General features: G+C 67.7%; 23 protein-coding genes. 17 read left to right on the top strand and 6 right to left on the bottom strand.

From position 1 onward, the window contains the following. Window positions 1–58: 58 nt before the first annotated feature. The 5 genes from D0D37_RS17695 to D0D37_RS17675 are packed head-to-tail and all read left to right on the top strand — an operon-like array spanning window position 59 to window position 5,658. Complete coding sequence (locus D0D37_RS17695; RefSeq protein ID WP_116201653.1) at window positions 59–1,624, top strand: ABC transporter ATP-binding protein; 1,566 nt, start codon at window positions 59–61, stop codon at window positions 1,622–1,624. After that, window positions 1,621–2,718, top strand: coding sequence for an ABC transporter permease (locus D0D37_RS17690; RefSeq protein WP_116201652.1), 1,098 nt, complete (start codon window positions 1,621–1,623; stop codon window positions 2,716–2,718). Before D0D37_RS17695 ends, D0D37_RS17690 begins: the two co-directional genes overlap by 4 nt. Window positions 2,719–2,756: 38 nt before the next feature. Then, window positions 2,757–3,995: an ABC transporter permease gene (locus D0D37_RS17685; protein WP_116201651.1), complete on the top strand. Its 1,239-nt coding sequence runs from the start codon at window positions 2,757–2,759 to the stop codon at window positions 3,993–3,995. Next, entirely contained in the window at window positions 3,995–4,384 is a 390-nt protein-coding gene (locus tag D0D37_RS17680; RefSeq protein WP_116201650.1) for a cytidine deaminase, read from the top strand. The genes D0D37_RS17685 and D0D37_RS17680 overlap by 1 nt, the downstream gene beginning before the upstream one ends. Next, entirely contained in the window at window positions 4,381–5,658 is a 1,278-nt protein-coding gene (locus tag D0D37_RS17675) for a thymidine phosphorylase (RefSeq protein ID WP_116201649.1), read from the top strand. Before D0D37_RS17680 ends, D0D37_RS17675 begins: the two co-directional genes overlap by 4 nt. Window positions 5,659–5,717: 59 nt before the next feature. Here D0D37_RS17675 and D0D37_RS17670 read toward each other — a convergent pair whose 3' ends face one another. Further along, a complete protein-coding gene (locus tag D0D37_RS17670) occupies window positions 5,718–6,812 on the bottom strand; it encodes a PA containing protein (protein WP_116201648.1) in 1,095 nt (364 codons plus the stop codon). A 211-nt stretch (window positions 6,813–7,023) separates the two neighbouring features. Here D0D37_RS17670 and D0D37_RS17665 point away from each other — a divergent pair, with 211 nt between their 5' ends. The 3 genes from D0D37_RS17665 to D0D37_RS17655 all read left to right on the top strand — a co-directional run bounded on the left by D0D37_RS17665 (window position 7,024) and on the right by D0D37_RS17655 (window position 9,684). After that, window positions 7,024–8,115 carry an adenosine deaminase gene (locus D0D37_RS17665; RefSeq protein WP_116201647.1) on the top strand — a complete coding sequence of 364 codons (1,092 nt, stop codon included), beginning with the start codon at window positions 7,024–7,026 and terminating at the stop codon, window positions 8,113–8,115. Window positions 8,116–8,224: 109 nt separating this feature from the next. Further along, a complete protein-coding gene (locus D0D37_RS17660) occupies window positions 8,225–9,433 on the top strand; it encodes an MFS transporter (protein ID WP_116201646.1) in 1,209 nt (402 codons plus the stop codon). A 62-nt stretch (window positions 9,434–9,495) separates the two neighbouring features. Then, the gene (locus tag D0D37_RS17655; RefSeq protein ID WP_208720010.1) at window positions 9,496–9,684 is read left to right on the top strand and encodes a hypothetical protein; all 189 of its coding nucleotides are present in this window, start codon (window positions 9,496–9,498) and stop codon (window positions 9,682–9,684) included. 5 nt (window positions 9,685–9,689) lie between these two features. Here the strand turns inward: D0D37_RS17655 and D0D37_RS17650 are convergent, their stop codons facing one another. Then, complete coding sequence (locus tag D0D37_RS17650; protein ID WP_116201645.1) at window positions 9,690–10,943, bottom strand: primosomal protein; 1,254 nt, start codon at window positions 10,941–10,943, stop codon at window positions 9,690–9,692. Window positions 10,944–11,097: 154 nt separating this feature from the next. On the opposite strand from D0D37_RS17650, the gene D0D37_RS17645 reads away from it, so the two are divergent. Beyond that, window positions 11,098–13,602 (top strand): DEAD/DEAH box helicase, encoded by a 2,505-nt coding sequence (locus D0D37_RS17645; protein WP_116201644.1) that lies wholly within the window; start codon window positions 11,098–11,100, stop codon window positions 13,600–13,602. Between the two features lie 130 nt (window positions 13,603–13,732). Here the strand turns inward: D0D37_RS17645 and D0D37_RS17640 are convergent, their stop codons facing one another. Further along, window positions 13,733–14,314 carry an NADPH-dependent F420 reductase gene (locus D0D37_RS17640; protein WP_116201643.1) on the bottom strand — a complete coding sequence of 194 codons (582 nt, stop codon included), beginning with the start codon at window positions 14,312–14,314 and terminating at the stop codon, window positions 13,733–13,735. A 73-nt stretch (window positions 14,315–14,387) separates the two neighbouring features. Here D0D37_RS17640 and D0D37_RS17635 point away from each other — a divergent pair, with 73 nt between their 5' ends. Continuing rightward, the gene (locus D0D37_RS17635; protein WP_116201642.1) at window positions 14,388–14,705 is read left to right on the top strand and encodes a winged helix-turn-helix transcriptional regulator; all 318 of its coding nucleotides are present in this window, start codon (window positions 14,388–14,390) and stop codon (window positions 14,703–14,705) included. A gap of 32 nt (window positions 14,706–14,737) precedes the next feature. On the opposite strand, the gene D0D37_RS17630 is transcribed toward D0D37_RS17635, so the two are convergent. Then, window positions 14,738–15,727: a sugar-binding transcriptional regulator gene (locus tag D0D37_RS17630; RefSeq protein ID WP_425266950.1), complete on the bottom strand. Its 990-nt coding sequence runs from the start codon at window positions 15,725–15,727 to the stop codon at window positions 14,738–14,740. A 131-nt stretch (window positions 15,728–15,858) separates the two neighbouring features. On the opposite strand from D0D37_RS17630, the gene D0D37_RS17625 reads away from it, so the two are divergent. The 6 genes from D0D37_RS17625 (at window position 15,859) to D0D37_RS17600 (ending at window position 21,794) form a co-directional block, all read left to right on the top strand. Then, window positions 15,859–16,866 carry a zinc-dependent alcohol dehydrogenase family protein gene (locus tag D0D37_RS17625; protein WP_116201641.1) on the top strand — a complete coding sequence of 336 codons (1,008 nt, stop codon included), beginning with the start codon at window positions 15,859–15,861 and terminating at the stop codon, window positions 16,864–16,866. After that, window positions 16,853–18,199: an ABC transporter substrate-binding protein gene (locus D0D37_RS17620; RefSeq protein WP_116201682.1), complete on the top strand. Its 1,347-nt coding sequence runs from the start codon at window positions 16,853–16,855 to the stop codon at window positions 18,197–18,199. Before D0D37_RS17625 ends, D0D37_RS17620 begins: the two co-directional genes overlap by 14 nt. Further along, window positions 18,196–19,128, top strand: a complete 933-nt coding sequence (locus D0D37_RS17615) for a carbohydrate ABC transporter permease (protein WP_116201640.1) — start codon at window positions 18,196–18,198, stop codon at window positions 19,126–19,128. The genes D0D37_RS17620 and D0D37_RS17615 overlap by 4 nt, the downstream gene beginning before the upstream one ends. An 89-nt stretch (window positions 19,129–19,217) precedes the next feature. After that, window positions 19,218–20,006: a carbohydrate ABC transporter permease gene (locus D0D37_RS17610; protein WP_116201681.1), complete on the top strand. Its 789-nt coding sequence runs from the start codon at window positions 19,218–19,220 to the stop codon at window positions 20,004–20,006. 12 nt (window positions 20,007–20,018) lie between these two features. Continuing rightward, entirely contained in the window at window positions 20,019–21,101 is a 1,083-nt protein-coding gene (locus D0D37_RS17605) for an ABC transporter ATP-binding protein (protein WP_116201639.1), read from the top strand. A 123-nt stretch (window positions 21,102–21,224) separates the two neighbouring features. Continuing rightward, entirely contained in the window at window positions 21,225–21,794 is a 570-nt protein-coding gene (locus D0D37_RS17600; protein WP_116201638.1) for a DUF3995 domain-containing protein, read from the top strand. A 30-nt stretch (window positions 21,795–21,824) separates the two neighbouring features. On the opposite strand, the gene D0D37_RS17595 is transcribed toward D0D37_RS17600, so the two are convergent. Further along, window positions 21,825–22,430, bottom strand: coding sequence for a TetR/AcrR family transcriptional regulator (locus tag D0D37_RS17595; RefSeq protein ID WP_116201637.1), 606 nt, complete (start codon window positions 22,428–22,430; stop codon window positions 21,825–21,827). A gap of 51 nt (window positions 22,431–22,481) precedes the next feature. On the opposite strand from D0D37_RS17595, the gene D0D37_RS17590 reads away from it, so the two are divergent. Next, window positions 22,482–23,285, top strand: coding sequence for a class I SAM-dependent methyltransferase (locus tag D0D37_RS17590; RefSeq protein WP_116201636.1), 804 nt, complete (start codon window positions 22,482–22,484; stop codon window positions 23,283–23,285). Between the two features lie 41 nt (window positions 23,286–23,326). On the opposite strand, the gene D0D37_RS17585 is transcribed toward D0D37_RS17590, so the two are convergent. Beyond that, complete coding sequence (locus D0D37_RS17585; protein ID WP_116201635.1) at window positions 23,327–23,521, bottom strand: ferredoxin; 195 nt, start codon at window positions 23,519–23,521, stop codon at window positions 23,327–23,329. Window positions 23,522–23,534: the final 13 nt, after the last annotated feature.

The following is a 23,534-nucleotide window of genomic DNA, read 5'->3' as shown; positions in this document are numbered from 1 at the left end:
CGGAAGGATCTTCCTTCCGGGCCCTCACGCGTTTCGACAGAACGGGATGTCCCCTCCGATGACCGAGATCGAGGCCGACGCCGTCCCCGACCGGGGCGTGCCGGCCGTCCAGCTGACCGGGATCACCAAGCGGTTCCCCGGCGTCGTCGCGAACTCCGACGTCAACCTCACCGTCGCGGCGGGCGAGGTGCACGCGCTGTGCGGCGAGAACGGCGCGGGCAAGTCGACGCTGATGAAGATCCTGTACGGGATGCAGCAGCCCGACGAGGGCAGCATCGCCATCAACGGCGCCGAGGTGAGACTGCGCAACCCGCAGGACGCCATCCGCGCCGGGATCGGCATGGTGCACCAGCACTTCATGCTCGCCGACAACCTGACCGTCGCGGAAAACGTGTTCCTCGGCGGCGAGGCGCTGCACGGCATCGGCCGCGCGGCGCGGGCGCGGCTGCAGGAGCTGTCGAAGCGGACCGGGCTGCACGCGAAGCCGGACGCGCTGCTGGAGGAACTCGGCGTCGCCGACCGCCAGCGCGTCGAGATCGTCAAAGTCCTTTACCGCGGCGCGAAAATCATCATCCTCGACGAGCCGACCGCCGTGCTCGTGCCGCAGGAAGTGGACGCGCTGTTCGCCACCGTCCGCGAGATGCAGGCCGACGGCTACACGTTCCTCTTCATCTCGCACAAGCTCGACGAGGTGCGCGCGATCGCCGACACGGTCACCGTGATCCGGCGCGGCACCACGGTCGGCACCGCGGACCCGAAGAAGATCACCAGCCGCGAGCTGGCCGAGATGATGGTCGGTTCGGAGCTGCCGAGCCCGGAGACGCGCGAGTCGACGGTGACCGACCGCGAGGTCCTGCACGTGCGCGACCTGCGGCTGTCCGCCGAAGGGTCTGAGCGCAACGTGCTGGACGACATCTCCTTCACCGTGCACGCGGGCGAGGTGCTCGGCATCGCGGGCGTCGAGGGCAACGGCCAGACCGAACTGGTCGAGACGATCATGGGGATGCGCAAGGCGAGCGGCGGCCATATCGAGCTGACTCCGCCGGACGGCGAGACGCACGATCTGGTCAAGCTGGGCACGCTGGCGCGGCGCGAGGCAGGCATCGGCTACATCGCCGAGGACCGCACGCGGCACAGCCTGCTGCTCACGCAACCGTTGTGGGTCAACCGGATTCTCGGCTACCAGACGCGCGAACCGGTGTCCGGCGGGCAGTTGCTCAACATCGCGGGCGCGCGCGAGGACACCGAGCGGATCGTGCGCGAGTACGACGTCCGCACGCCCGGCATCGACGTCCCGGCCGCCGCGCTGTCCGGCGGGAACCAGCAGAAGCTGATCGTCGGCCGAGAGCTGTCCGGGAACCCGGTGCTGCTGATCGCATCGCACCCGACGCGCGGTGTCGACGTCGGCGCGCAGGCATTGATCTGGGAGCAGATCCGTCAGGCACGTGCCGACGGGCTTGCCGTGCTGCTGATTTCGGCGGACCTCGACGAGCTGATCGGGTTGTCCGACACCATTCGCGTGATGCTGCGCGGGCGGCTCGTGAGCGAGGCCAACCCCGCCACCGTTACTCCGCAGGAACTCGGTTCCGCCATGACCGGCGCCGAAGAAGGTGAAGACTCATGAGTTCGTGGCGCACGCGGCTTTTGCCGCCTCTGCTCGCGATCGCGTTCGCAGTGATCCTGTCCGCGATCGCGCTCGTCATCTCCGGTGCCGACCCGTTGCAGGCGTACGGGACGATGATCGGCCAGCTGTTCAAGGGTTCGACCGCGGTCGACACGGTGAACCTCGCGACGGTGTACTACCTGTCCGGCCTGGCCGTGGCGATCGGGTTCCAGATGAACCTGTTCAACATCGGCGTCGAGGGCCAGTACCGGTTCGCCGCGGTGATCGCCGCGATCGTCGGCGGCGCGCTGCAGCTGCCGCCGGTCATCCACACCATCGTGATCCTGCTGGTGGCCATCGTTTCCGGCGCGCTGTACGCGACGATTCCGGCTGTGCTCAAGGTGACCCGCGGCGTCAGCGAGGTCATCTCGACGATCATGCTGAACTCGATCGTCGCCGGCATCATCGCGTTCCTCATCAACGCCAACCAGTTCGGCGTGCAGACCGGCAACAACATCGGGACCAGGGTGATCGCGCCGTCCGGCCGGATCCCGGGCATCCCGCTCGGCTCGGGCACGCTGTTCGGGTTCGTGTTCATCGCGATCGTGATCGGCGGCGCGTACTGGTTCATGTTGAACCGCACCAGGTTCGGCTTTGAACTGAAGGCCAGCGGCGAGTCCGCGACGGCCGCCGCGGCCGGTGGGGTGAGCGCGAAGAAGATGACGCTCATCGCGATGCTGCTGTCCGGCGCGGTAGCCGGTCTGGTCGCTATGCCGGAACTGCTCGGCCGCGACTACAGCTACGGCATCACCGCGACCCAGATGTACGGCTTCACCGGCATCGCGGTCGCACTGCTCGGGCGTAACCATCCCGGCGGCATCGCGTTCGGCGCGCTGCTGTGGGCGTTCCTGGACACCTCCGCGGTGTCGCTGGAGCAGATCAACGTGTCCAAGGAAATCGCGACGATCATGCAGGGCGTCATCGTGCTCTCGGTCGTCGTGGCGTACGAGATCGTGCGCCGGGCCGACCTCGCCGCGGAACAGCGAAGGGTGGGCAGGGCGCTCGCCGGCAACGGCCGCAAGGGCGCCTCGGTCGCGGAAGGCGGTGCGGTGTGACCACCACAGAACTGTCGAGGCCAGGACCGGAGTCCGGGATGCCGGTGCCGGTCAAGCGCAAGCGGCCGAGGATCCCCGGCTGGCTGCGCGGCGTGATCTGGGCCGTGGTCGCGATCGCGGTCATGTCCACCGCGTCGTACGCCACCGGCGTTTCGGCGCTGACGTCCAGCAACACCGCGTCGACCGCACTGCGGCTCGCGCTGCCGATCCTGCTGTGTGCGCTGGGCGGCCTGTGGGCCGAGCGCGTGGGCGTGATCAACATCGGCCTCGAAGGCATGATGATCCTCGGCACCTGGGGCGCGGCCTGGGGCGCGTATTACGGCGGCGCGTGGGTCGGTCTGCTCGCCGCGATCGCGTTCGGCGCGCTGGGCGGCCTGCTGCACGCGGTGGCGACGGTGACGTTCAACGTCAACCACATCGTCTCCGGTGTGGCGATCAACCTTCTCGGGCTAGGCGTCGCGAAGTATCTGGCTAACCTGATTTTCGAGCCGCTGTCGGGAAATCCGCGTCAGTCGCCGCCGGTGCCGAAGTTCGACACCTACTCGGCGGCCGGGCTGTCGGACTGGCTGGGCTCGCTGGAAAACCAGCAGCGCGTCGGGCTGTCTGACGTCGCGGGCATTCTGCGCGGGCTGGTGACCGGCGTCGCGCCGCTGACCATGCTCGCGATCGTGCTGATCCCGGTGAGCTACTGGATTCTCTGGCGCACGCGGTTCGGCCTGCGGCTGCGTTCGTGCGGCGAGAACCCGGTCGCGGCGGAGTCGCTCGGTGTGAACGTGTACCGCTACAAGTACGTCGGCGTGCTGATTTCCGGTGGTTTCGCGGGCATGGGTGGCGCGTCGCTGGTGCTGCTCAAGGGCGGCGCGGACTACCTGGAGAACCAGACCAACGGCCGCGGTTACATCGGTCTGGCCGCGATGATTTTCGGCAACTGGCGGCCGGGCGGGCTCCTTGGCGGTGCCGCGCTGTTCGGGTACTCCGACGGTCTGCAGCTCGCCGGTGGCGGCGACGCGGTGCTGGCGTTGCTGTACGGCGCGGTGATTCTGCTGGCGATCATCGTGATCGTGCAGCTGATCCGGAAGCGCTGGCTCGCGGCCGCGCTCGGCGTGGTCGGCGCTGGCATCCTGTACGCGATTTACTGGACCAATAACACGCTGCCGAGCGACTTGATCCCGTACACCGCACACTTCGTGACGCTGATCGTGCTAGCTGTTGCGTCGCAACGACTTCGGCCGCCTAAGGCAGACGGTGCGCAGTACCGGCGAGGTGAGGGCGACTGATGTCCGAAGTGGACTGGGAAGCTTTGCGCGCGGCTGCGGTCTCGGCTGCTGCGCACGCTTACGCGCCTTATTCGGGACTGCACGTCGGCGTCGCGGCCATTGTGGACGATGGTCGGCAGGTGACCGGGTGCAACGTCGAAAACGCTTCGTACGGCTTGGGTTTGTGCGCTGAGTGCACAATGGCCGGACAATTGCGACTGTCCGGCGGTGGCCGTTTGGTCGCGGTGGCTTGCCGTAGCGGCGAAGGCGAACTGCTGATGCCGTGCGGCCGTTGTCGGCAGATTCTGTTTGAACTCGGCGGTTCTTCTTGCCTGGTCGACACTCCGCGCGGGGTGCTGCCGATGTCGGAGGTGCTGCCGGACGCGTTCGGGCCGGAGGACTTGCCGTGACTTTCACTGCGGTCGATGTCATCCGCGCCAAGCGGGACGGCGGACGGCTGAGCGACGAACAGATCGACTGGGTCGTCGACGCCTACACTCACGGGGCTGTCGCGGAAGAGCAGATGGCCGCGCTGGCCATGGCGATTTTCTTGCGTGGCATGGACGAGGGCGAAATCGCGCGCTGGACCGGCGCGATGATCGACTCGGGTTCGCGGCTGTCGCTGGACGTCGCGCGCCCGACCGTGGACAAGCACTCGACCGGCGGAGTCGGCGACAAGATCACCTTGCCGCTGGCTCCGCTGGTCGCGGCGTGCGGTGCCGCGGTGCCGCAGCTGTCCGGTCGCGGGCTCGGTCACACCGGCGGGACGCTGGACAAACTGGAGTCGATCCCGGGCTGGCGCGCGGCTTTGTCTTTGGACGAGATCGCGGCGCAGCTGAACTCAGTCGGCGCGGTGGTCTGCGCGGCGACCGAGGGGTTGGCTCCGGCGGACAAGAAGCTGTACGCGCTGCGGGATGTCACGTCGACGGTCGAGTCGGTGCCGTTGATCGCCAGCTCGATTATGAGCAAGAAGATCGCCGAGGGCGCTTCGGGGCTGGTGCTGGACGTGAAGGCTGGCTCCGGGGCCTTCATGAAGACCGTGCCCGAGGCGCAGCTTCTGGCGCGGACGCTCGTGGACATCGGGACGGCGCACGGCGTTGCTTGCACTGCGTTGATCACCGACATGAGCACGCCGCTCGGACGGGCGGTCGGGAATGCGGTGGAGGTCGCCGAGGCGGCCGAGGTCCTTCGCGGTGGTGGTCCGGCTGATGTTGTCTCGCTGACTGTGGCGCTGGCTCGGGAAATGCTTGCTTTGGCGGGGATTTCCGTGGATCCGGCTGAGGTGCTGGCGTCTGGCGAGGCTTACGAGGTGTGGGCCCGGATGATCACTGCGCAGGACGGAGACCCGTCGGCCGAGCTGCCGCGTCCGGCGCACGTGCACGTTGTCGCCGCACCGGAGTCGGGAGTGCTGACGTCGCTGGACGCCTACGCAGTGGGTGTCGCGGCTTGGCGGCTCGGGGCCGGTCGGGCGCGGAAGGAAGATCCGGTGCAGGCTGCGGCGGGGATTCTGTGCCACGCGAAGCCGGGTGATCCGGTGGTGGCGGGGGAGCCGTTGCTGGAACTGCACACGGACACTCCGGAGGCGATCCCGGCGGCCCTTGCTGCGCTGGAGGGCGGGTTCGCGGTGGGGGCGGAGGCTCCTGCTGCGACTGGGATCGTGCTGGACACCATAAAGCCCTCGTGAGTGGCAATCCCGGTTAGAACCGGGATTGCCACTCACGAGGGCTGGGTCTAGCGGGGCTGTCAGTCAGTCGACTCGTCGGCGTCGCCACCGGCCTTGGCCTTGGCGTCGGCGGCCTTCGGCGAGCGGCCGTTGCGCGAGCTGGCGCGGCGCGGCTGCCGCGGAGCCGGCGGCGGCGGGGCGATCTGCTGCACGGCCGGTCCGCCGCCCAGCATCAGTTCCGCGAACGTCGCCATCGCTTCGTCCAGCTGGCCGCCGATGCGGCGCACGGATTCGTCGTTGCTGCGGCGCACCAGCGAGTCCACCGAGTCGGTGTCCGGCTGCTTCGACAGCGTGCTTTCGACCTTCGACAGGCCGCTGCGCACCGAGCCGTCCAGGTCGCCGATGCGGCCGGTGACGTCGTCTTCGACCTTGTCGATACGGCCGGACAGGTCGTCGAGACGCTGGGTGATCGTCTCGAGCTTCGTGCCCACCGAGTCGAGGCGCGCGGCCGGGTCGATCATCTCGCCGGTGTCGGAGACCGTGCTCTTCAGCGCGTCGGTCGCGGTGGCGATGCGTTCCTTCGTTGCGCGGTCCAGTTCGTCCACGCGCGAGCGCAGTTCCTGGTCCGTCGTCTCGATCCGCTCGCGCAGCGACGCCTCGGCCATCTCGATCCGGTCGCGGATCGGGCCCTGCGTGGCCTGCGGCAGCGACTCGAGCTTCGCGTCCTGCTTGTCCAGGTGCCCGCCCAGCTCGTCGAGCCGGCGGTGGATGTTCTGCAGCTTGTCCTCGAGCCCGTCCATCCGGCCCGCGACGCCCTCGAACCGCGCCGCCACGCCGTCGAGGCGTCCGTCGAGCTGGGCGAAGGGCTTCGCCAGCTTGTCGACGATGCTCTCCACCGCGTGCGTGAGCGCGGCGATCGCGTTGTCCTGGGACTCCAGCCGCGTCATCGCCTCGTCGAGGCGCTCCGCCAGCACCCCGACCTCGGTCCGGTCCGGCATTTCCGACAGCCGCTTGCGCACCGCGCCGAGGGAGTCGACCGGCGCGAGCCGGGCGTAGATGTCGTCGAGCGCGTCGAAGATCTGCTGCTGCTCGCTCTCACGAACCTCGGCCGCGCGCACCAGCATGTTGCGCATCCGGTCGAACGACGGTGCGGCAATGTGGTTGTCAGTGGTCACTGCGGTGTCCTTCGTCGGCGGGGAAAATGGAAGGGACTGACCCGAGCTTATCGATGAAGAAAATTGCTGTGCGTATGGCCCCCGGGGAACGCGGATAACGACCGGGCCACCCGGATGGCCGATTCCTTGCGCACAGTGCTGAGCAGAGGGTTGTTCCGGTGCTCTCGGTTACGGCCAGGTAGGGGAATGACAGCGAGGCTACCGTTGGAGCATGTCGGACGTAACCCCGCTGAGCGCGGAGATCCTGCGCCGTGCCCCCAAGGTCCTGCTCCACGATCACCTCGACGGCGGCCTGCGCCCGGCCACCGTCGCCGAACTCGCCGAGGATCTCGGCTACCGGGAACTTCCGGCGACGGATCCGGCGGAACTCGGCCGCTGGTTCCGCGCCGCGGCCGACTCCGGTTCTCTCGTGTCGTACCTCGAAACGTTCGCCCATACGTGTGGTGTCATGCAAACGGAGGAAGCGCTGGTCAGGGTTGCCGCCGAAGCGGTGGAAGACCTGGCCGCGGACGGGGTCGTCTACGCCGAGCTGCGGTACGCGCCCGAGCTGTTCGTGGAACGCGGGCTGTCACTCGATGCAGTGGTCGAGGCTGTCCAAGAAGGCTTCGCCGAGGGGACGCGGAGGGTAGTCGCGAACGGCGGCCGGATCCGGGTGCGGACCCTGTTGTGCGGCATGCGCCAGCACGCCCGCGCGCTCGAGATCGCCGAACTCGCGGTGCGCTACCGCGACGCGGGCGTGGCCGGATTCGACATCGCCGGACCGGAGGACGGATTCCCGCCCACCCGTAATCTGGACGCATTCGACTATTTGCGCCGGAACAATGCACACTTCACTATTCATGCCGGCGAAGCGTTCGGACTTCCGTCGATCGGCGAGGCAATCCAGTACTGCGGCGCGGAACGGCTCGGACACGGCGTGCGGATCGTGGAGGACATCACCGCCGACGCCGACGGAAATGTCCATCTTGGACGGTTGGCTGGCTACGTCCGGGATCGGCGCATCCCGCTCGAAATCTGCCCCTCGTCGAATGTCCAGACCGGAACCGTGCCGTCGCTGGCCGAGCATCCCATCGGACTGCTCGCCCGGCTGCGCTTCCGCGTCACCGTCAACACCGACAACCGGCTGATGAGCGGATGCACGATGACCAGTGAATTCGCCGCGCTGGCCGAGACGTTCGGCTTCGGTCTCGACGACTTCCGCTGGTTCACCATCAACGCCATGAAATCCGCGTTCCTCGATTTCGACGAGCGGCTCGAGCTGATCGAGAAGGTCGTCAAACCCGGATACGCGGCGCTCGGCTGAATCCCGGCTCCGGACGCGGCCGTTCCGAAAGGCGGTTGCGTTCGTTAGCTATGCCAACTATCGTTCACTATGTAAGACATATTTCTCAAATAGTGAGACGGTGGACGGAATGGCGCAGGTCGGGACCGGGGAGCAGGTGCGGCAACAAGGCAGCTCACGACGGTGGCTGATCCTCGCGCTCGGCCTCGCCGCGCAGACCGCCAGCTGCTCCTTCCTTTACGGGCTGCCGTTTCTCGTGCCCGCCATGCGCGAGGCCGACCATCTGACGCTGGCGCAGGCGGGAACGGTCGTCGCGGCGCCGAGCATCGGCCTGCTGCTGACGCTGATCGCCTGGGGCGCGGCTGCGGACCGTTACGGCGAGCGCCTCATCATGGCCCTCGGCCTGGGCGTTTCGGGGTTACTCCTCGTGTACGCCGCCGTGTGGCACCACCCGGTCAGCCTTCTCTTTGGTGTGTTTCTCGTAGCCGGTGCGTGCACGGCTTCGGTGAACGCGGCGAGCGGCCGGGTCGTGATGGGCTGGTTCGCCAAATCCGAGCGCGGCGTCGCCATGGGGATCAGGCAGACGGCGCAACCGCTGGGTGTCGGCGTGGCCGCGCTCGGGCTGCCGCCGCTGGCCGCGCAGTGGGGATTCCAGGCGGCGATGCTGCTGCCGGCTGTGCTGGCGGTCTTCGTGGCGTTGTTGGTGGCGGCGTTCGTCGTTGACCCGCCGCGGCCGCCTCGCGCGGCGAAGGGGGAGCGGCCACCGTCGCCGTACCGCAAGCCGTGGCTGTGGCGAGTGCACGGTGCGAGCGCGCTGTTGGTGGTGCCGCAGTTCGCGGTGTCCGCCTTCGCGCCGGTGTATCTGGTGTCGCAGCATCAATGGACCGCCGCGCAGGCCGGGGTGTTCGTCGCGGTGGCCCAGGTGCTCGGTGCGCTCGGGCGGCTGGCGTCGGGGTATTGGTCGGACCGGGTCGGCAGCCGGTTGCGGCCGATGCGGCAGCTCGCTGTCGCCAGCGTCGTCGTGATGCTGCTGGTCGCGGTCGGGGACGCGACCGGGCTGTGGCTGGTGTTGGCCGCGTTGGTGCTGGCAGCGGTGATCACGGTGGCGGACAACGGTCTTGGCTTCACCGCGTCGGCCGAGCTGGCGGGTGTCGCGTGGTCCGGGCGCGCGATGGGGACGCAGAATACTGCGCAGAACATCGCGGCGTCAGCGACACCGCCGTTGCTGGGCTTGGTGATCGGGGACAGCCGGTATGCGCTGGCGTATTGCGTGGCGGCGGTTTTTCCGTTGCTGGCAATAGGGGTGGTGCCGGTGAGGGCAGAGGCCCGGGAGGAATAGGGGGGCTTGTGAGTGGCAATGCCGGTTCTAACCGGGATCGCCACTCACGAGCCGGGACCGGCGTGTACGCGGGCAGCCTCATCATCGGCGGCCTGATCGAACGCGGCGACATTCACCGGATGGTCGCCGGGCAGCCGGAAAAATACGGCGACGCCGGCGGTCGCACCCTGGATCCGGATGCGATCGCCGGCGTCGCCTGGAAGATGTTTTCCGCCGGTGACTCGGCCGAGAGCGTGTTCGACGCCCGCTAAGAGGTTCAGACCACCGTGAGGCGGTTCTCGAAGTCCTCGACCAGCTTGCGCCACGCGCTCTGCTCGGTGTCGAACGGAGCGCTCGGCTCGAGCCGGCTCGGGTCCGGCCGCAGCACGAACGACACCAGCCAGCCCAGGCTTTCGTTGGCCGCCAGCGCGGTTTCGACGGTGTCGTCGCCCGCCCATTCGGCGGCGTCGGTGATCAGCTCGACAGCCAGCTCCAGCTGAGTCGGGTCGATCGACTCCGGGCCCTCGGCGATGTCGTCGTCGAGGCCGGGGAACACGTAGGTGTTGTCGGTGTCGACCTCGACCTCAAGCTCGTCGGCCGCCGCCTTCTCCCGCACCTCGTCCCAAGTGGACACGCTGGCGAGGTCGGTGTCGGCCAGTTCGTCGCCCGCCTTGATCGCCTTGAGCAGCGCCTTCGGCGAGCTGAACACGTCGATCTCGCCGTCGTTGCCGAGGAACACCGGCTTGTCGTCGAGGTAGCAGCGCAGCGTGTAGTACTCCGCGCCGGAGGTGACGATCTTGATCGGGTCGATGCCGACCTCGCCCCAGAAACCGACCGGCTCGTCCTCGGCGTCCTCGTCTTCGGCGTCGACCGCTTCGAGGTCTTCCGGCCCGCCGTCCTCTTCGCCGGCTTCCGCCTCGGCGGACTCCTCGTGGAAGGCGGCCAGCTCTTCGGCGGTCTGCTCCAGCACCGCGGCGTCGACGTCCGGCACTGTCACCAGGTTGTCGATCGCGTCGAGCACGATGTCCCACTTCTCGGAGACGGCCTTCGACAGGTCGTTCCAGAGCGCTTCGCCCTCGCGCCCGGTGAACGGCAGCCGGCCCTGCTCCAGCAGCGAGAAGCCCTCGTAGGCGTCGAGCACCTCGTGCACCTCGTCCAGCTCGCACACGTCGGCGAGCGAACGGACGATGCCGACGATCTCGGCCAGTTCGCCGATCGTCCACGAGTCCGGCTCCTCGGCGACCAGTTCGGGCACGCCGACGAGGTCGTAGGAGTGGTCGTCGTCCGGGATCAGCTCTGGCACGTTCAGCGCGGGCACCGCGTCCCACGCCGGGTGGTCGAGCAGGTCGTGCTGCTCGGCTGTGCGCACGAAGGCGGCCAGGTGCGCGGCGTCCGGGAAGGCGTACAGGTCGTCCTCGTCGCCGAGGAACGCTTCCCACTCCTCGCCGTCCTCCCGCCACCGCGGGGCCCAGAGGGTGACCACGTCGCCCTGCGGCAGCCCGAGCTCGATCGGGATGATGTCCTGTGCCATTGCCGAATCCTCCGCGAGTACCGCCCGTGTGCGCGCCCGCCTGCCTTTGGCCCCTCCGGCGACGCGCGGTACCGGAAGCCTACGGGTTAGGGCAAGGGCCCGCGATCTCCCCTGCACCTGCGGGCGGGGGCGGGATGGCACGATAGGTGCCGCGATGACTCTCACCGACCTCCTGCCAGCGGATCCCGACGCAGATGCCCTGTTCGAAGCCTTCACGACGTGGACGGCCGAACGGGGGATCGAGCTGTACCCCGCGCAGGAGGAGGCGGTGATCGAGGTCGTCTCGGGGGCCAACGTCATCCTGTCGACGCCGACCGGCTCCGGCAAAAGCCTCGTGGCGGTCGGCGCGCACTTCACCGCGCTCGCACACGGCAAACGCAGTTTTTACACCGCGCCGATCAAGGCACTGGTCTCGGAGAAGTTCTTCCAGCTCATCGAGATCTTCGGGGCCGACCAGGTCGGCATGATGACCGGTGATTCCAGCGTCAACGCGGACGCCCCGATCATCTGCTGCACCGCGGAAATCTTGGCGAACATCGCGTTGCGCGACGGCGCCGACGCTCCGGTCGGCCAGGTCGTCGCCGACGAGTTCCACTTCTATTCGGAACCGGACCGCGGCTGGGCGTGGCAGGTCCCGCTGATCGAACTGCCGAACGCGCAGTTCGTGCTCATGTCGGCCACGCTCGGCGACGTTTCGTTCTTCGAAAAGGACCTGACCCGGCGGACCGGACGGCCGACCGCGGTGGTCACGTCGGCGCAGCGGCCGGTGCCGCTCACCTTCCGGTACGCGCTCACGCCGCTGCACGAGACGATGTCCGAGCTGCTCAACGGCGGCCAGGCGCCGGTGTATGTCGTGCATTTCTCGCAGGCCGCGGCCATCGAGCGGGCGCAGACGCTGATGAGCATCAACGTCACGACTCGCGCCGAGAAAGACGCGATCGCCGACCTGCTCGGCGACTTCCGGTTCTCCGCCGGGTTCGGCAAGACGCTCTCGCGGCTCGTGCGGCACGGCATCGGCGTGCACCACGCGGGCATGCTGCCGAAGTACCGGCGGCTGGTCGAAACGCTCGCGCAGTCCGGGCTGTTGAAGGTGATCTGCGGGACGGACACCCTCGGCGTCGGCATCAACGTGCCGATCCGGACGGTGGTGTTCTCGGCGCTGACGAAGTACGACGGCGTGCGGCAGCGGCATTTGAAGGCACGCGAATTCCACCAGATCGCCGGGCGCGCGGGCCGCGCCGGGTACGACACCGACGGGTACGTGGTCGTGCAGGCCCCGGATCACGTGGTGGAGAACGCGAAGGCGCTGGAGAAGGCGGGCGACGACCCGAAGAAGAAAAAGAAGATCGTCCGGAAGAAAGCGCCAGAAGGTTTCGTCAACTGGACCGAGAGCACGTTCGACCGGCTGATCGCGGCCGACCCGGAACCGCTCACGTCCAGCTTCCGGGTCAGCCACTCGATGCTGCTGAACGTGATTTCGCGCCCCGGCAACGCTTTCGACGCGATGCGGCACCTGCTGGAGGACAACCATTCGGACCGTCCGACGCAGCGGAAACTGATCCTTCGGGCGATCGAGATCTACCGTTCGCTGCTCGCCGCTGGCGTCGTGGAACGGCTGCCCGAACCGGACGCTGAGGGCCGCATCGTGCGTCTGACGGTCGACCTGCAGTTCGATTTCGCGTTGAACCAGCCGCTTTCGCCGTTTGCTCTGGCTGCGGTGGAACTGCTGGACATGGAGTCGCCGTCGTACGCTTTGGACGTGGTGTCCATTGTGGAATCCACTGTGGACAATCCGCGGCCGGTGTTGTCGCAGCAGCAGTTCAAGGCTCGCGGCGAGGCCGTGCAGGCGATGAAGGCCGACGGCATCGAGTACGACGAACGGATGGAGCTTATCGAGTCCGTCACGTACCCGAAACCGTTGGAGGAACTGCTTAACGCGGCTTATCAGTCCTATCGCGCCGGGCATCCGTGGGTGGCGGATTACGAGCTGTCGCCGAAGTCGGTGGTGCGCGATATGTACGAGCGCGCGATGAACTTCGTGGAATACGTGGGCTTCTATCAGCTCGCGCGTTCCGAGGGTTTGGTGCTGCGGTACCTCGCCGACACCTACGACGCGTTGCGGCACACCGTGCCGGACGAGGCGAAGACCGAAGCGTTGCAGGACCTCATCGAATGGCTCGGCGAATTGGTGCGCCAGGTCGACTCGAGCCTGCTGGACGAATGGGAAGCGCTGCGGCATCCGGACGAGGAGGGCCCGGTTTCGCACCGCCCGCCCGCCGAGCCGCCCGCGGTCACGCGCAACGAGCGAGCGTTCCGGGTGTTGGTGCGCAACGAGTTGTTCCGGCGGGTGGAGCTGGCGTCGCGGCGGGATTACGACACGTTGGGCTCGCTGGACTCCGGCTCCGGCTGGGACGCGGACGCGTGGGAAGACGCGATCGAGGACTACTTCGACGAGCACGATTCGCTCGGAATCGGCCCGGACGCGCGTGGTCCGGCTTTGCTGCTGATCGAGCAGGAGCCGGAGTTGTGGCGGGTGCGGCAGATCTTCGATGATCCGGCTGGGGATCATGACTGGGGGATCAGCGCGGAGGTCGATCTGCGTGCCTCGGATGAGGTGGGCGCCGCGGTGGTGCGGGTCGTGGACGTCAATCAGCTCTGAGGACGCTTAGCCGGGATTCGGACTGTGCGGTCCGTGAGGGGAACCCTGAGGGAATCAGGTTCCCTCAGTGTTCCCCTCACGGCCTCGAACACCTTTGACAGCAAGGGAAATTCGGTCAGGGGCGGCCCGATCAGCTGGCCATGAGCATGGAACGCGCATCCAAACCGTCGAACCACAGGCCGATCGCCAGCCCGGCGGCGGCTTCCAGCAGGGCGGCTCGCTCCAGGCCGCCGGCGGGCAGGGGAGTGCAGCCCAGGTCTTGGACCAGCTCCGTCGCCACCGCGACCGCCTCCGGGGTGCCACACAGCGGGACACCGAGCGGACGGCCCTCGAACAGTGGCGGAGTCATTCGCCAGACGTCCACGTGGGCGAGGTTGAACGCCTTCACCACCGACGCTCCCGGGGCGTATTCGGCGATCCGCGCGGCCACCGGTTCGCCGGTCGCGCCGGGGGTGTTGGTGCAGTCGACGAGGACTTTGCCGGTGAGGTCGAGCGGGGTGAGCAGCGCTTCGAGGGCGGTGCTGGGGACGGCCAGCAGGATGGCGTCTGCCCGGGCGGCGGCGTCGGCCCAGTCCAAAGCCTCGGCGCCGAGTTCCGCTGTCAAGGCGGCAACACCAGCGGGGGAGCGGCCGGACACGGTCAGGTCGTGCCGGGTCCATTGGCCGCCGAGGGCGGATGCCATGCCGCCGGTGCCGAAGAGGGCGATGCGCATGGGAAGGTCTCCTGTCGTCGCGTGGTTGTACGGAAGCGACGTTATGGACCTGGGCAGGAACCGAAAGGTAACCATGGAGTTCATCGCCGACTGCCGCACCCGGCTCGCGTTCGACCTGGTGGCGAACACCTGGCATCCGGTCGTGTTGTGGGCGTTGAAGGACGGCCCGCTGCGGCACGGCGAACTGCGCACGCGCATCGGCGGGATCAGCGCGAAGGTGCTCACCGAGGCGCTGCGCAAGCTGGAACGCGACGGGCTCGTCGAGCGTGCGGCGGGGGCGTATCGGCTTACCGAGGTAGGCGTGAGTTTCCTCGGGCCGATCGAGGGGTTCGGGCGTTGGGCGGCGGAGTACGGGGATCGGGTGGTGGAGGCGCAGGCTCGGGTGTCGTGAGTGGCAATCCCGGTTCTAACCGGCGCCAGCACTCACGAGGGTTCCGGCAGTGGCCTGGCCCGCGCCAGCTCCAGCAGCGGTACGGCCGCCGCAGCGTCGGTGACCAGCGTCGACACCAGCCCGGACCGCAATACCGCGTCCACGGCCTCGGCTTTCGGGCGGCTGTAACCGATCGCGATCACCTCGGGGACCGCAATCAGCTCCTCATGGCTGATCGCCAGCACGTGGTGCGCGAGCCCGGTGCCGAGCGAATTGCCGTCCGCGTCGAACAACCTCGCGGCGACTTCGGCGGTCGCACCCCGGGCAGCGATGGCGGCGCGTTCGGCCTCGTCCAGCGCGTCGTACACGGTGGATTCCCCGGCTTCCCACGAACCGATACTGACCACGGCTTTGGTGAGTTTTCCGAACTGTGCGAACGTTTCCGCGATGCCCGGCTGGTGCCGCAGGATCTCCGTCGTCCGCCGGTCGGGCAGGACGAGCGGGCCGAAGATCGGGTACGAATCGCCGCCGGACACCGACGTCACGCGGCTGACCGTTTCCACCGAACGCCCGCGCATGTCCATCCCGGCCTGCACCCCGCACAGCTGCACGATCGGGCAGCGCGGCAGCGTCCGGATCGCTTCGGTCATCGCGTTGACCGACCGCGCCCAGGACAGCCCGATGACGTCGTCCGGGGTCGCGATCTCCTCCAGCAGCCGGGCGGCCAGCGCGCCGACCTGCTTGCGGACGATCTCGCGTGGCTCCGTCTCGGATGCTCGTTCGAGCACGAGCACCCGGTCCAGCCGGTAGGCGCGGCGGATGTCGTCGGACAGTTCGACGTCGATCGGCGCGGGCAGGTCGAACTCGATCCGCACCAGCCCGGACTCGAGTGCGGTGTCCAGCATCCGCGCGACCTTGAACCGGCTCATGCCGAACTCGTCGGCGATCTCCAGCTTCGAGGCGCCCTGCACGTAGAACCGCCTGGCCATGGTCGCCAGCAGCAGCGTTTCGGTCAGCGGCGGTGGCCCCTTTTTCCTGCTCACATGAGCAGGATAGCGCAAAAATGAGCTTTGCCGGTTGACGGATCCGCAGGCAGGGGCCTGTAATGCCTACGCATGTTACCTACGGCATAAGTCAAAATCGCTCAGATGAGCATCTTGGAAGGTGATGACGCATGCGCGCCGCGATCGTGGACCGGCCCGGGCAGATCCGGGTCGGCGAGGTTCCCGATCCGAAGCCCGGGGAGCGCCAGGTCGTCGTGAAGGTGGGTGCCTGCGGGATCTGCGGCACGGACCTGCACATCGCCGACGGGCATTTCCCGCCGACCCCGTATCCCATCGTCCCCGGGCACGAGTTCTCCGGGGAGATCGTCGAACTCGGCGCGGACGTGCCCGCCGAATGGAAGGTCGGCGACCGGGTCGCGGTCGACCCGTCGATCTACTGCGGATACTGCACCCCGTGCCGGTCCGGGCACGGCAACCTCTGCGCGAACTGGAACGCCACCGGCGACACGGTCAACGGCGCCTTCGCCGAGTACGTCGCGGTGCCCGCCGACACCTGCTACCGGATGCCCGACTCGATGACCTGGGAACAGGGCGCGCTGGTCGAACCCGTTTCCTGCGCGGTGCACGGCGTGCGCCGGATCGGCGTGGAGGCGGGCGAACGCTTCCTCGTGGTCGGCGCGGGCACGATGGGCCTGATCATGCAGCAGCTCCTGCTCCGCGCGGGCGCGCACGTGACGGTGGTCGACCGCAACGCCGCGCGGCTGCCGCGGGCGACCGATCTCGGTGCGGCAGCGGTGGCTTCCGACGTGTCCGAATTGGACGATGAACGCTTCGACGCCGCAGTGGACTGCACTGGCGCGGCACCCGCCATCGAAGCTGCTTTCAACGCGCTTCACCGCGGCGGCCGGTTGCTCGTGTTCGGCGTCGCCCCGGCTGAGGCACGCGTCGCGCTTTCACCGTTCCGCATCTACAACGACGAAATCACCATCGTTGGTTCGATGGCCGTGCTGAACAGCTACGGCAACGCGCTCGACCTCGTCGCGAACGGCTACATCGACACCGAAGCGCTGATCACCGACACCCTTCCGCTCGAGCAGTACCCCGAGGCGCTGGCGAAGATGCGCAGCGGGTCCGGCCTCAAGATCCAGGTGCTGCCCGGAGGTGGTGGCGGTGCGTAAACTCCTGTGCCTCCTTGCCGCGACAGCGTTGTTAGTGACGGGATGCGCCGGAGCCGGGGCGATCGGCACCGGCGGGCGGACACTGGTCGTCGCGATCGTGTCCAATCCGCAGATGAAGGACGCCATCTCGCTCAAGGGCGAGTTCGAGCAGGCCAACCCCGGGATCAAGCTGAAGTTCGTGTCCCTGCCGGAAAACGAGGCCAGGGCGAAGATCACCGCGTCCACCGCCACCCAGGGCGGCGAGTTCGACGTGGTGATGATCAGCAATTACGAGGCCCCGCAATGGGCGGCCAACGGCTGGCTGGAGAACCTCGAACCGCACATGAAGGCGACGCCGGGGTACGACGAGGCCGACTTCATCCCGAGCATCCGGCAGTCGTTGTCGTATGAGAACCAGATGTACGCGGTGCCGTTCTACGGCGAATCGTCCTTTGTGGTCTATCGCAAGGACCTGTTCCAGAAGGCCGGGCTGAACATGCCCGCGCACCCGACGTGGCAGCAGATCGCCGATTTCGCCGCGAAACTCGACGACAAGCAGGCCGGTATCGCGGGAATCTGCCTGCGCGGCAAGCCGGGCTGGGGCGAGAGTCTCGCACCGTTCACCACGATGGCGAACACCTTTGGCGGCCAATGGTTCGACAAGGACTGGAACGCGAAGCTGACCAGTCCGGAGTTCACCCAGGCGGCGAACTTCTACGTGAACCTGCTGCGCGACCACGGCGAGGTCGGCGCCTCCAGCGCCGGGTTCACCGAATGCGGCACGAAGTACGCGCAGGGCAACGCCGCGATGTGGTACGACGCCACGTCGATGACCGGCACCACGGAAGACCCGAAGAGCAGCCACGTCAGCGGCAAGAACGGGTACGTCGCCGCGCCGGTGGAGAAGACGCAGGCGAGCGGCTGGCTCTACACCTGGTCGCTGGGCATTCCGAAGGTCGGCAAGAACAAGGACGACGCCTGGAAGTTCATGGCGTGGATGACGAACAAGGAATACGCGAAGAAGATCGGCGAGACCTACGGGTGGAACCGGGTGCCGCCGGGCACGCGCAAGTCGACCTATGAGATCCCGCAGTACAAGGAAGCCGCGAAAGCCTACGCACAGCCCACTTTGGACGGCATCGCGGCGGCCAACCAGCAGAAGACGATGGTGCACCCGGTGCCGTATCCGGGCATCCAGTTCGTCGGGATCCCGGAGTTCCAGGACCTCGGCACCCGGGTGAGCCAGCAGCTGTCCGCCGCGATCGCCGGTCAGACCTCCGTCGCCGACGCGCTCGCGCAATCGCAGAAATACGCGGAATCCGTCGGAAAGTCCTATCAGGAGGTGCAGCGATGAGCACCCTCTCCGTCCCCGCCGGAACCGCGCCGGCGACCGCGCCGCCCGTCGCGAAGAAAGTGACCGGCTCGACCGGGAAACGGCGGCTTCCGCTGCTGCCCGCGCTGATCTTCGTGATCGCGGTGACGCAGATTCCCTTCCTGCTCACCGTGTTCTACTCGTTCCAGTCGTGGAACCTGGTGCGTCCGGGCTCGCGGCATTTCGTCGGTTTCCGCAACTACGTCGACGTCTTCACCGACGCGACGTTCCTCGGCGCGCTGCTGAACACGGTGGTCCTGACCGTGGTCTGCGTGTTCCTTTCGCTGCTGCTCGGACTCGGGCTCGCGGTGCTGCTCGACCGGAAGTTCTTCGGTCGCGGATTCGTCCGCACGCTGCTGATCACGCCGTTCCTGATCCTCCCGGCGGCGGGTGCGCTGCTGTGGAAGACGACGGTGTTCGACCCGAGTTTCGGGTTGCTGCACTTCGTGTTCGGCACCGACACCGACTGGCTTTCGCAATTCCCGATGGCCGCGGTGATGGCGCAGATCATCTGGCAGTGGACGCCGTTCATGACACTGCTGATCCTCGCCGGGCTGCAGAGCCAGTCGAAGGAGGTGCTGGAGGCGGCGTCGGTGGACGGCGCGAGCCGATGGCGCACCTTCATGTCGATCACGCTGCCGCACCTGTCGCGCTTCCTGCAGTTGGCCACGCTGCTCGGCGCGATCTACATCGTGAACAGCTTCGACGCGATTTTCCTGATGACGCAAGGCGGTCCGGGCACGGCCAGCACGAACCTGCCGTTCTACATCTACCAGCGCGCGTTCGAGGGCTTCGACATCGGCCAGTCGTCCGCGATGGGCGTCGTCGTGGTGATCCTGACGATGATCGTCGCGACGTTCGCGCTGCGGCTGATGTTCCGCGCGTTCTCCGTGGACGGAGGAGTCAAGTGAGCACCGCAACCGCCACCGCTTCGCCCGCCGCCAGCGACACCGCGCCGCCCCCGCAGCGCAAGACGAAACGCCGCTACGGGCCCGGCACGCTGACCGTCGCGACCTGGATCATCGCGATCCTGTTCGTTTTCCCGTTGCTGTGGATGATTCTCACCGCGTTCAAACAGGAGAACGACGCCTACACCGATCCGCCGAAACTGTTCTTCACCCCGACATTCGACCAGATCTCCGGTGTGCTCAACAGCGGTTTCCTGCCGTACCTGGGAAATTCGGCGTTTGTCACGGTGATTTCGACGCTGCTCGTGCTGCTGCTGGGAATCCCGGCCGCGTACGCGCTGTCGCTGGCTCCGGTGAAGGGCACGAAGAACGCGCTGGGCTTCTTCCTGTCGACCAAGATGCTGCCGATCGTCGCGGCGATCATCCCGCTGTACGTGATCTCGCAGAACACCAACCTGCTGGACACGGTGTGGGCGCTGATCATCCTGTACACCGCGATGAACCTGCCGCTCGCGATCTGGATGATGCGGTCGTTCTTCCTGGAAGTCCCCGGCGAAATGATCGAGGCGGCGCGGATCGACGGGGCGAACCTGCCGACGCTGCTGCGCAAAATCATCATGCCGGTGGTCGCGCCGGGCATCGCCGCGACCGCGCTGATCTGCGTGATCTTCTCCTGGACGGAGTTCTTCTACGCGGTCAACCTCACCGCCGCCCGGGCCGGCACGGTGCCGGTGTTCCTGGTCGGCTTCATCACCAGCGAGGGCCTGTACTGGGCCCAGCTGTCCGCCGCCGCGCTGCTGGCCTCGCTGCCGGTGATGATCGTGGGCTGGATCGCGCAGAACCACCTGGTGCGCGGGCTTTCCATGGGCGCCGTGAAGTAAGGGAGAACGCAGATGTCCGCTGAAGTGATCTACGACAAGGCGTCGCGCGTCTATCCCGGCAACCCGGGCGTCCGCGCGGTCGACCAGTTGAGCCTCGAAGTTCCGGACGGCGAATTTCTCGTGCTGGTCGGCCCGTCCGGGTCGGGCAAGTCCACCGCGCTGCGGATGCTCGCCGGGCTGGAGGACGTCAACGAGGGCAGCATTCGGATCGGTGACCGCGACGTCACCGACCTGCCGCCGAAGGACCGCGACATCGCGATGGTGTTCCAGTCCTACGCGCTGTATCCGCACATGACGGTCGCCGACAACATGGGTTTCGCGTTGAAATTGCGCGGTTTCTCGGCGGCCGACATCAAGAAGCGGGTCGACGAGGCGGCCACGATGCTCGACCTGTCCCGGTTCCTCGACCGCAAGCCGAAGGCGCTGTCCGGCGGGCAGCGGCAGCGGGTCGCGATGGGCCGGGCGATCGTGCGTGAGCCGAGCGTGTTCCTGATGGACGAGCCGCTGTCCAATTTGGACGCGAAATTACGCGTCGAAACCCGTGCCAACATCGCGAAACTGCAGCAACGGCTCGGCACGACGACCATTTACGTGACGCACGACCAGGTCGAGGCCATGACGATGGGCGACCGGGTGGCCGTGCTGAAGGACGGCGTGCTGCAGCAATGCGACGCGCCGCGGTCGCTGTACGAGAAGCCGGAGAACTCGTTCGTGGCCGGGTTCATCGGGTCGCCGGCGATGAACCTGGCGACGCTGCCGCTTTCCGACGGCGGCGTGCAGCTGGGTGACCTGGTGGTGCCGCTGCCCACCGAGGTGCGGACAGCGGCGGCCGGGCTGTCGGAGATCGTGTTCGGCATCCGGCCGGAGTCGCTGCGCCTCGTCGGCGAGGCGGACGAGGGCTTCGAGCTGGTGGTGGAACTGGTCGAGGAACTGGGCGCGGACGCGTACCTGCACGGCAAGGTCGGCGACGACCGGTTCGTGGTCCGGGTCGACGGACGGACGCCGCCGCGGATCGGCGACAACGTGCGGGTGGCGTTGCGCGGCGAGGGCGAGGCGCACGCGTTCCACCCGAAGACGACGCTGCGGCTGGGCTGAGCGGCTCGTGAGTGTTCATCCCGGTTAGAACCGGGATGAACACTCACGACCCCACTCTCATGGGGGAGGCGCTTCCCCCTCGCGCCCGATCCCTTCCGCCGCGCTCCAGACGACGCTTGCCGCATGACGTCAACGCAAGCCGAGTTGAGCAAATGGCCAGGTTGCGCCGCCGCTGCCTGGGGAGTGGCGTTCGCGATCCCCAGCTTCGTCTGGGCGACCGGCAACACCTTCGGCGCGACATCCACGGTGTCGCCGTCACTGGTCAAGCTCGCGCAGGACCGGGTGCCGTGGTTCGTGGCCGTCCTGGTGATCACCGGTCTGCTGAAGGTTTTCGGTGCCGTGATCGGCATCAGCCTGACGCAGCCGCGCGGTCGGTGGCTCAGCCGGACGATGGTGTTCTGCGGTGCTGGCGCGGCGATCCTGCTGACCTGGCACGGCGGGCTGTTCGTCGTGCAGGGCGTGCTGGTCAAGACCGGAGCCGTCGCCGTCGACCCAGCGCTGTCCGACCTGATCAACTGGTATCTCTACCTCTGGGGCCCGTGGTTCATCGCGGGCGGTCTCGTGTTCGCCTGGGCGGTCGCGCAGTACGTCCGGCACCGCGATGACCGACGCACGTTGACTCGTTACGGAGTGGTGGGTGCGTTGGGTGCGTTGGCCTTGTCGGTGGCTGCGGTCGCGACGGGCATTGGGTGAACTGGGTGCTCGTGAGTGTTCATCACGGTTCTAACCGGGATCAACACTCACGACCACCCCAGCGAGAACGGTCGCCGCCATCTGCCGTACGGCCTCTTCGCTGGGCGGCTCCCCAGTGCGATCGGCGAAGAGCAGATGGCCCGCCCCGATGAGCGTCGGCGCCAGCGTCTGCACGTCCGCGTCCGGAGCGAGCCTGCCAAGATTTCGTTCCGCGGCAAGGTAATCCGCGAGCACGTTCGCCGCGTCGGTGGCCAGCGGAATCCCCGGACCCGGCCGCGCGGCGCGGAGCCGGTGCCGCAGTTCGTCGCGGAAGGTGATCAGGGCGACGATCGACACCGCGACCGACGAGAAGACTTCGGTGAGCACCTCGGCCACCGTCTCCACCAGGTCGCCGGTTCCGGCCCCGGCGTTCAGGTCGCCCGCGCGGGCTTCGAGGCGATGGATCCGGTCGAGCACCAGCGCGGCGAGGAACGCGTCGAAATCCTCGAAATGCCGGTGCAGCACGCCCTTCGCGCAATCCGCTTCGGCGGTGACGGCGCGGCTGGTGAGGCCGCTCGGGCCCTCGCGCAGCAAAACCCGTTCCGCGGCGTCGAAAAGCTGGGCGCGGACGTCGCGGAGGTGGATCCCGGTGGGCAACTCGTGGGTCCTTCCTGGCCATAGTGGGCGCTTGCCCACTATGGTGGGCACATGCCCACTTTACCTCGTCCCGAACCGTATCAGCACCGCACCATGGCGGAGTCGTTCGGCGTCGATGCCGAGCGCTACGACCGGGCCCGCCCGCGCTACCCGGACGAGCTGGTGACCGCCGTTCTCAAGGCGTGCCCGGGGAAGGAAATCCTCGACGTCGGCTGCGGAACCGGCATCGAGGGGCGGCAATTCCGCGCCCGCGGCGCCGTCGTGTCCGGAGTGGAGCCGGACGCGCGGATGGCGGAGTTCGCCCGGCGCGATTTCCCGGTCGAGGTCGCGAAATTCGAGGATTGGGACCCGGCGGGGCGGACGTTCGACGCCCTCGTATCCGGACAGGCGTGGCACTGGGTCGATCCGGTCGCAGGAGCGGCGAAGGCGGCGCAGGTGCTCCGCCCGGACGGCCGGTTCGCCGCGTTCTGGCACGTTTTCATGCCGCCGGAAGAAATTTCGCACGCGCTGGCCGACGCGTTGCGCCGGGCGATGCCGGATTCGCCGTTCAGCGGCAACTACCTGAAAAGCCCCACCGCGGACGCCTACCAGCCGATGCTCGACAAAGCCGCCGACGGCCTGGCCAAGTCCGGCGCGTTCGCCGAAACGGAGTACTGGCACTACGAATGGACGCAGGACTACCGCCGCGACGAGTGGCTGGACCTGCTCGCCACGCAGGGCGGTGTCACGGTGGCGACGCCGGAGCAGCGCGACCGGATCCTGGCCGAGGTCGGTGCCGCGATCGACGCGCGCGGCGGCCGCCTGACGACGAAGTACTCGACCGCCGCGGTGACCGCCGTCCGCATTGGCTCGTGAGTGTTTATGCCGGTTAGAACCGGCATAAACACTCACGAGGGTCACTCCTCCAGCGAAAGCGCCTGGCTCGGGCAGATGTTCACGGCCTCGCGCGCCTTCTCGATCAGTTCGCCGTCCGGGGTGTCGTTGAGGACGATGACCGTGCCGTCGTCCTCGCTCTGGTCGAACAGCGCGGGCTCCGTGAGCACGCACTGGCCGGCGCCGACGCACTTGCCGGTGTCCGCGATGATCTTCATGATGGCCTCTTCC

Source organism: Amycolatopsis circi (assembly GCF_003385235.1).
In the GTDB taxonomy this organism is placed as follows: Bacteria; Actinomycetota; Actinomycetes; order Mycobacteriales; family Pseudonocardiaceae; genus Amycolatopsis; species Amycolatopsis circi.
Note: the sequence above shows the minus strand (reverse complement) of the source record. Positions and strands in the feature narration are given on the sequence as shown.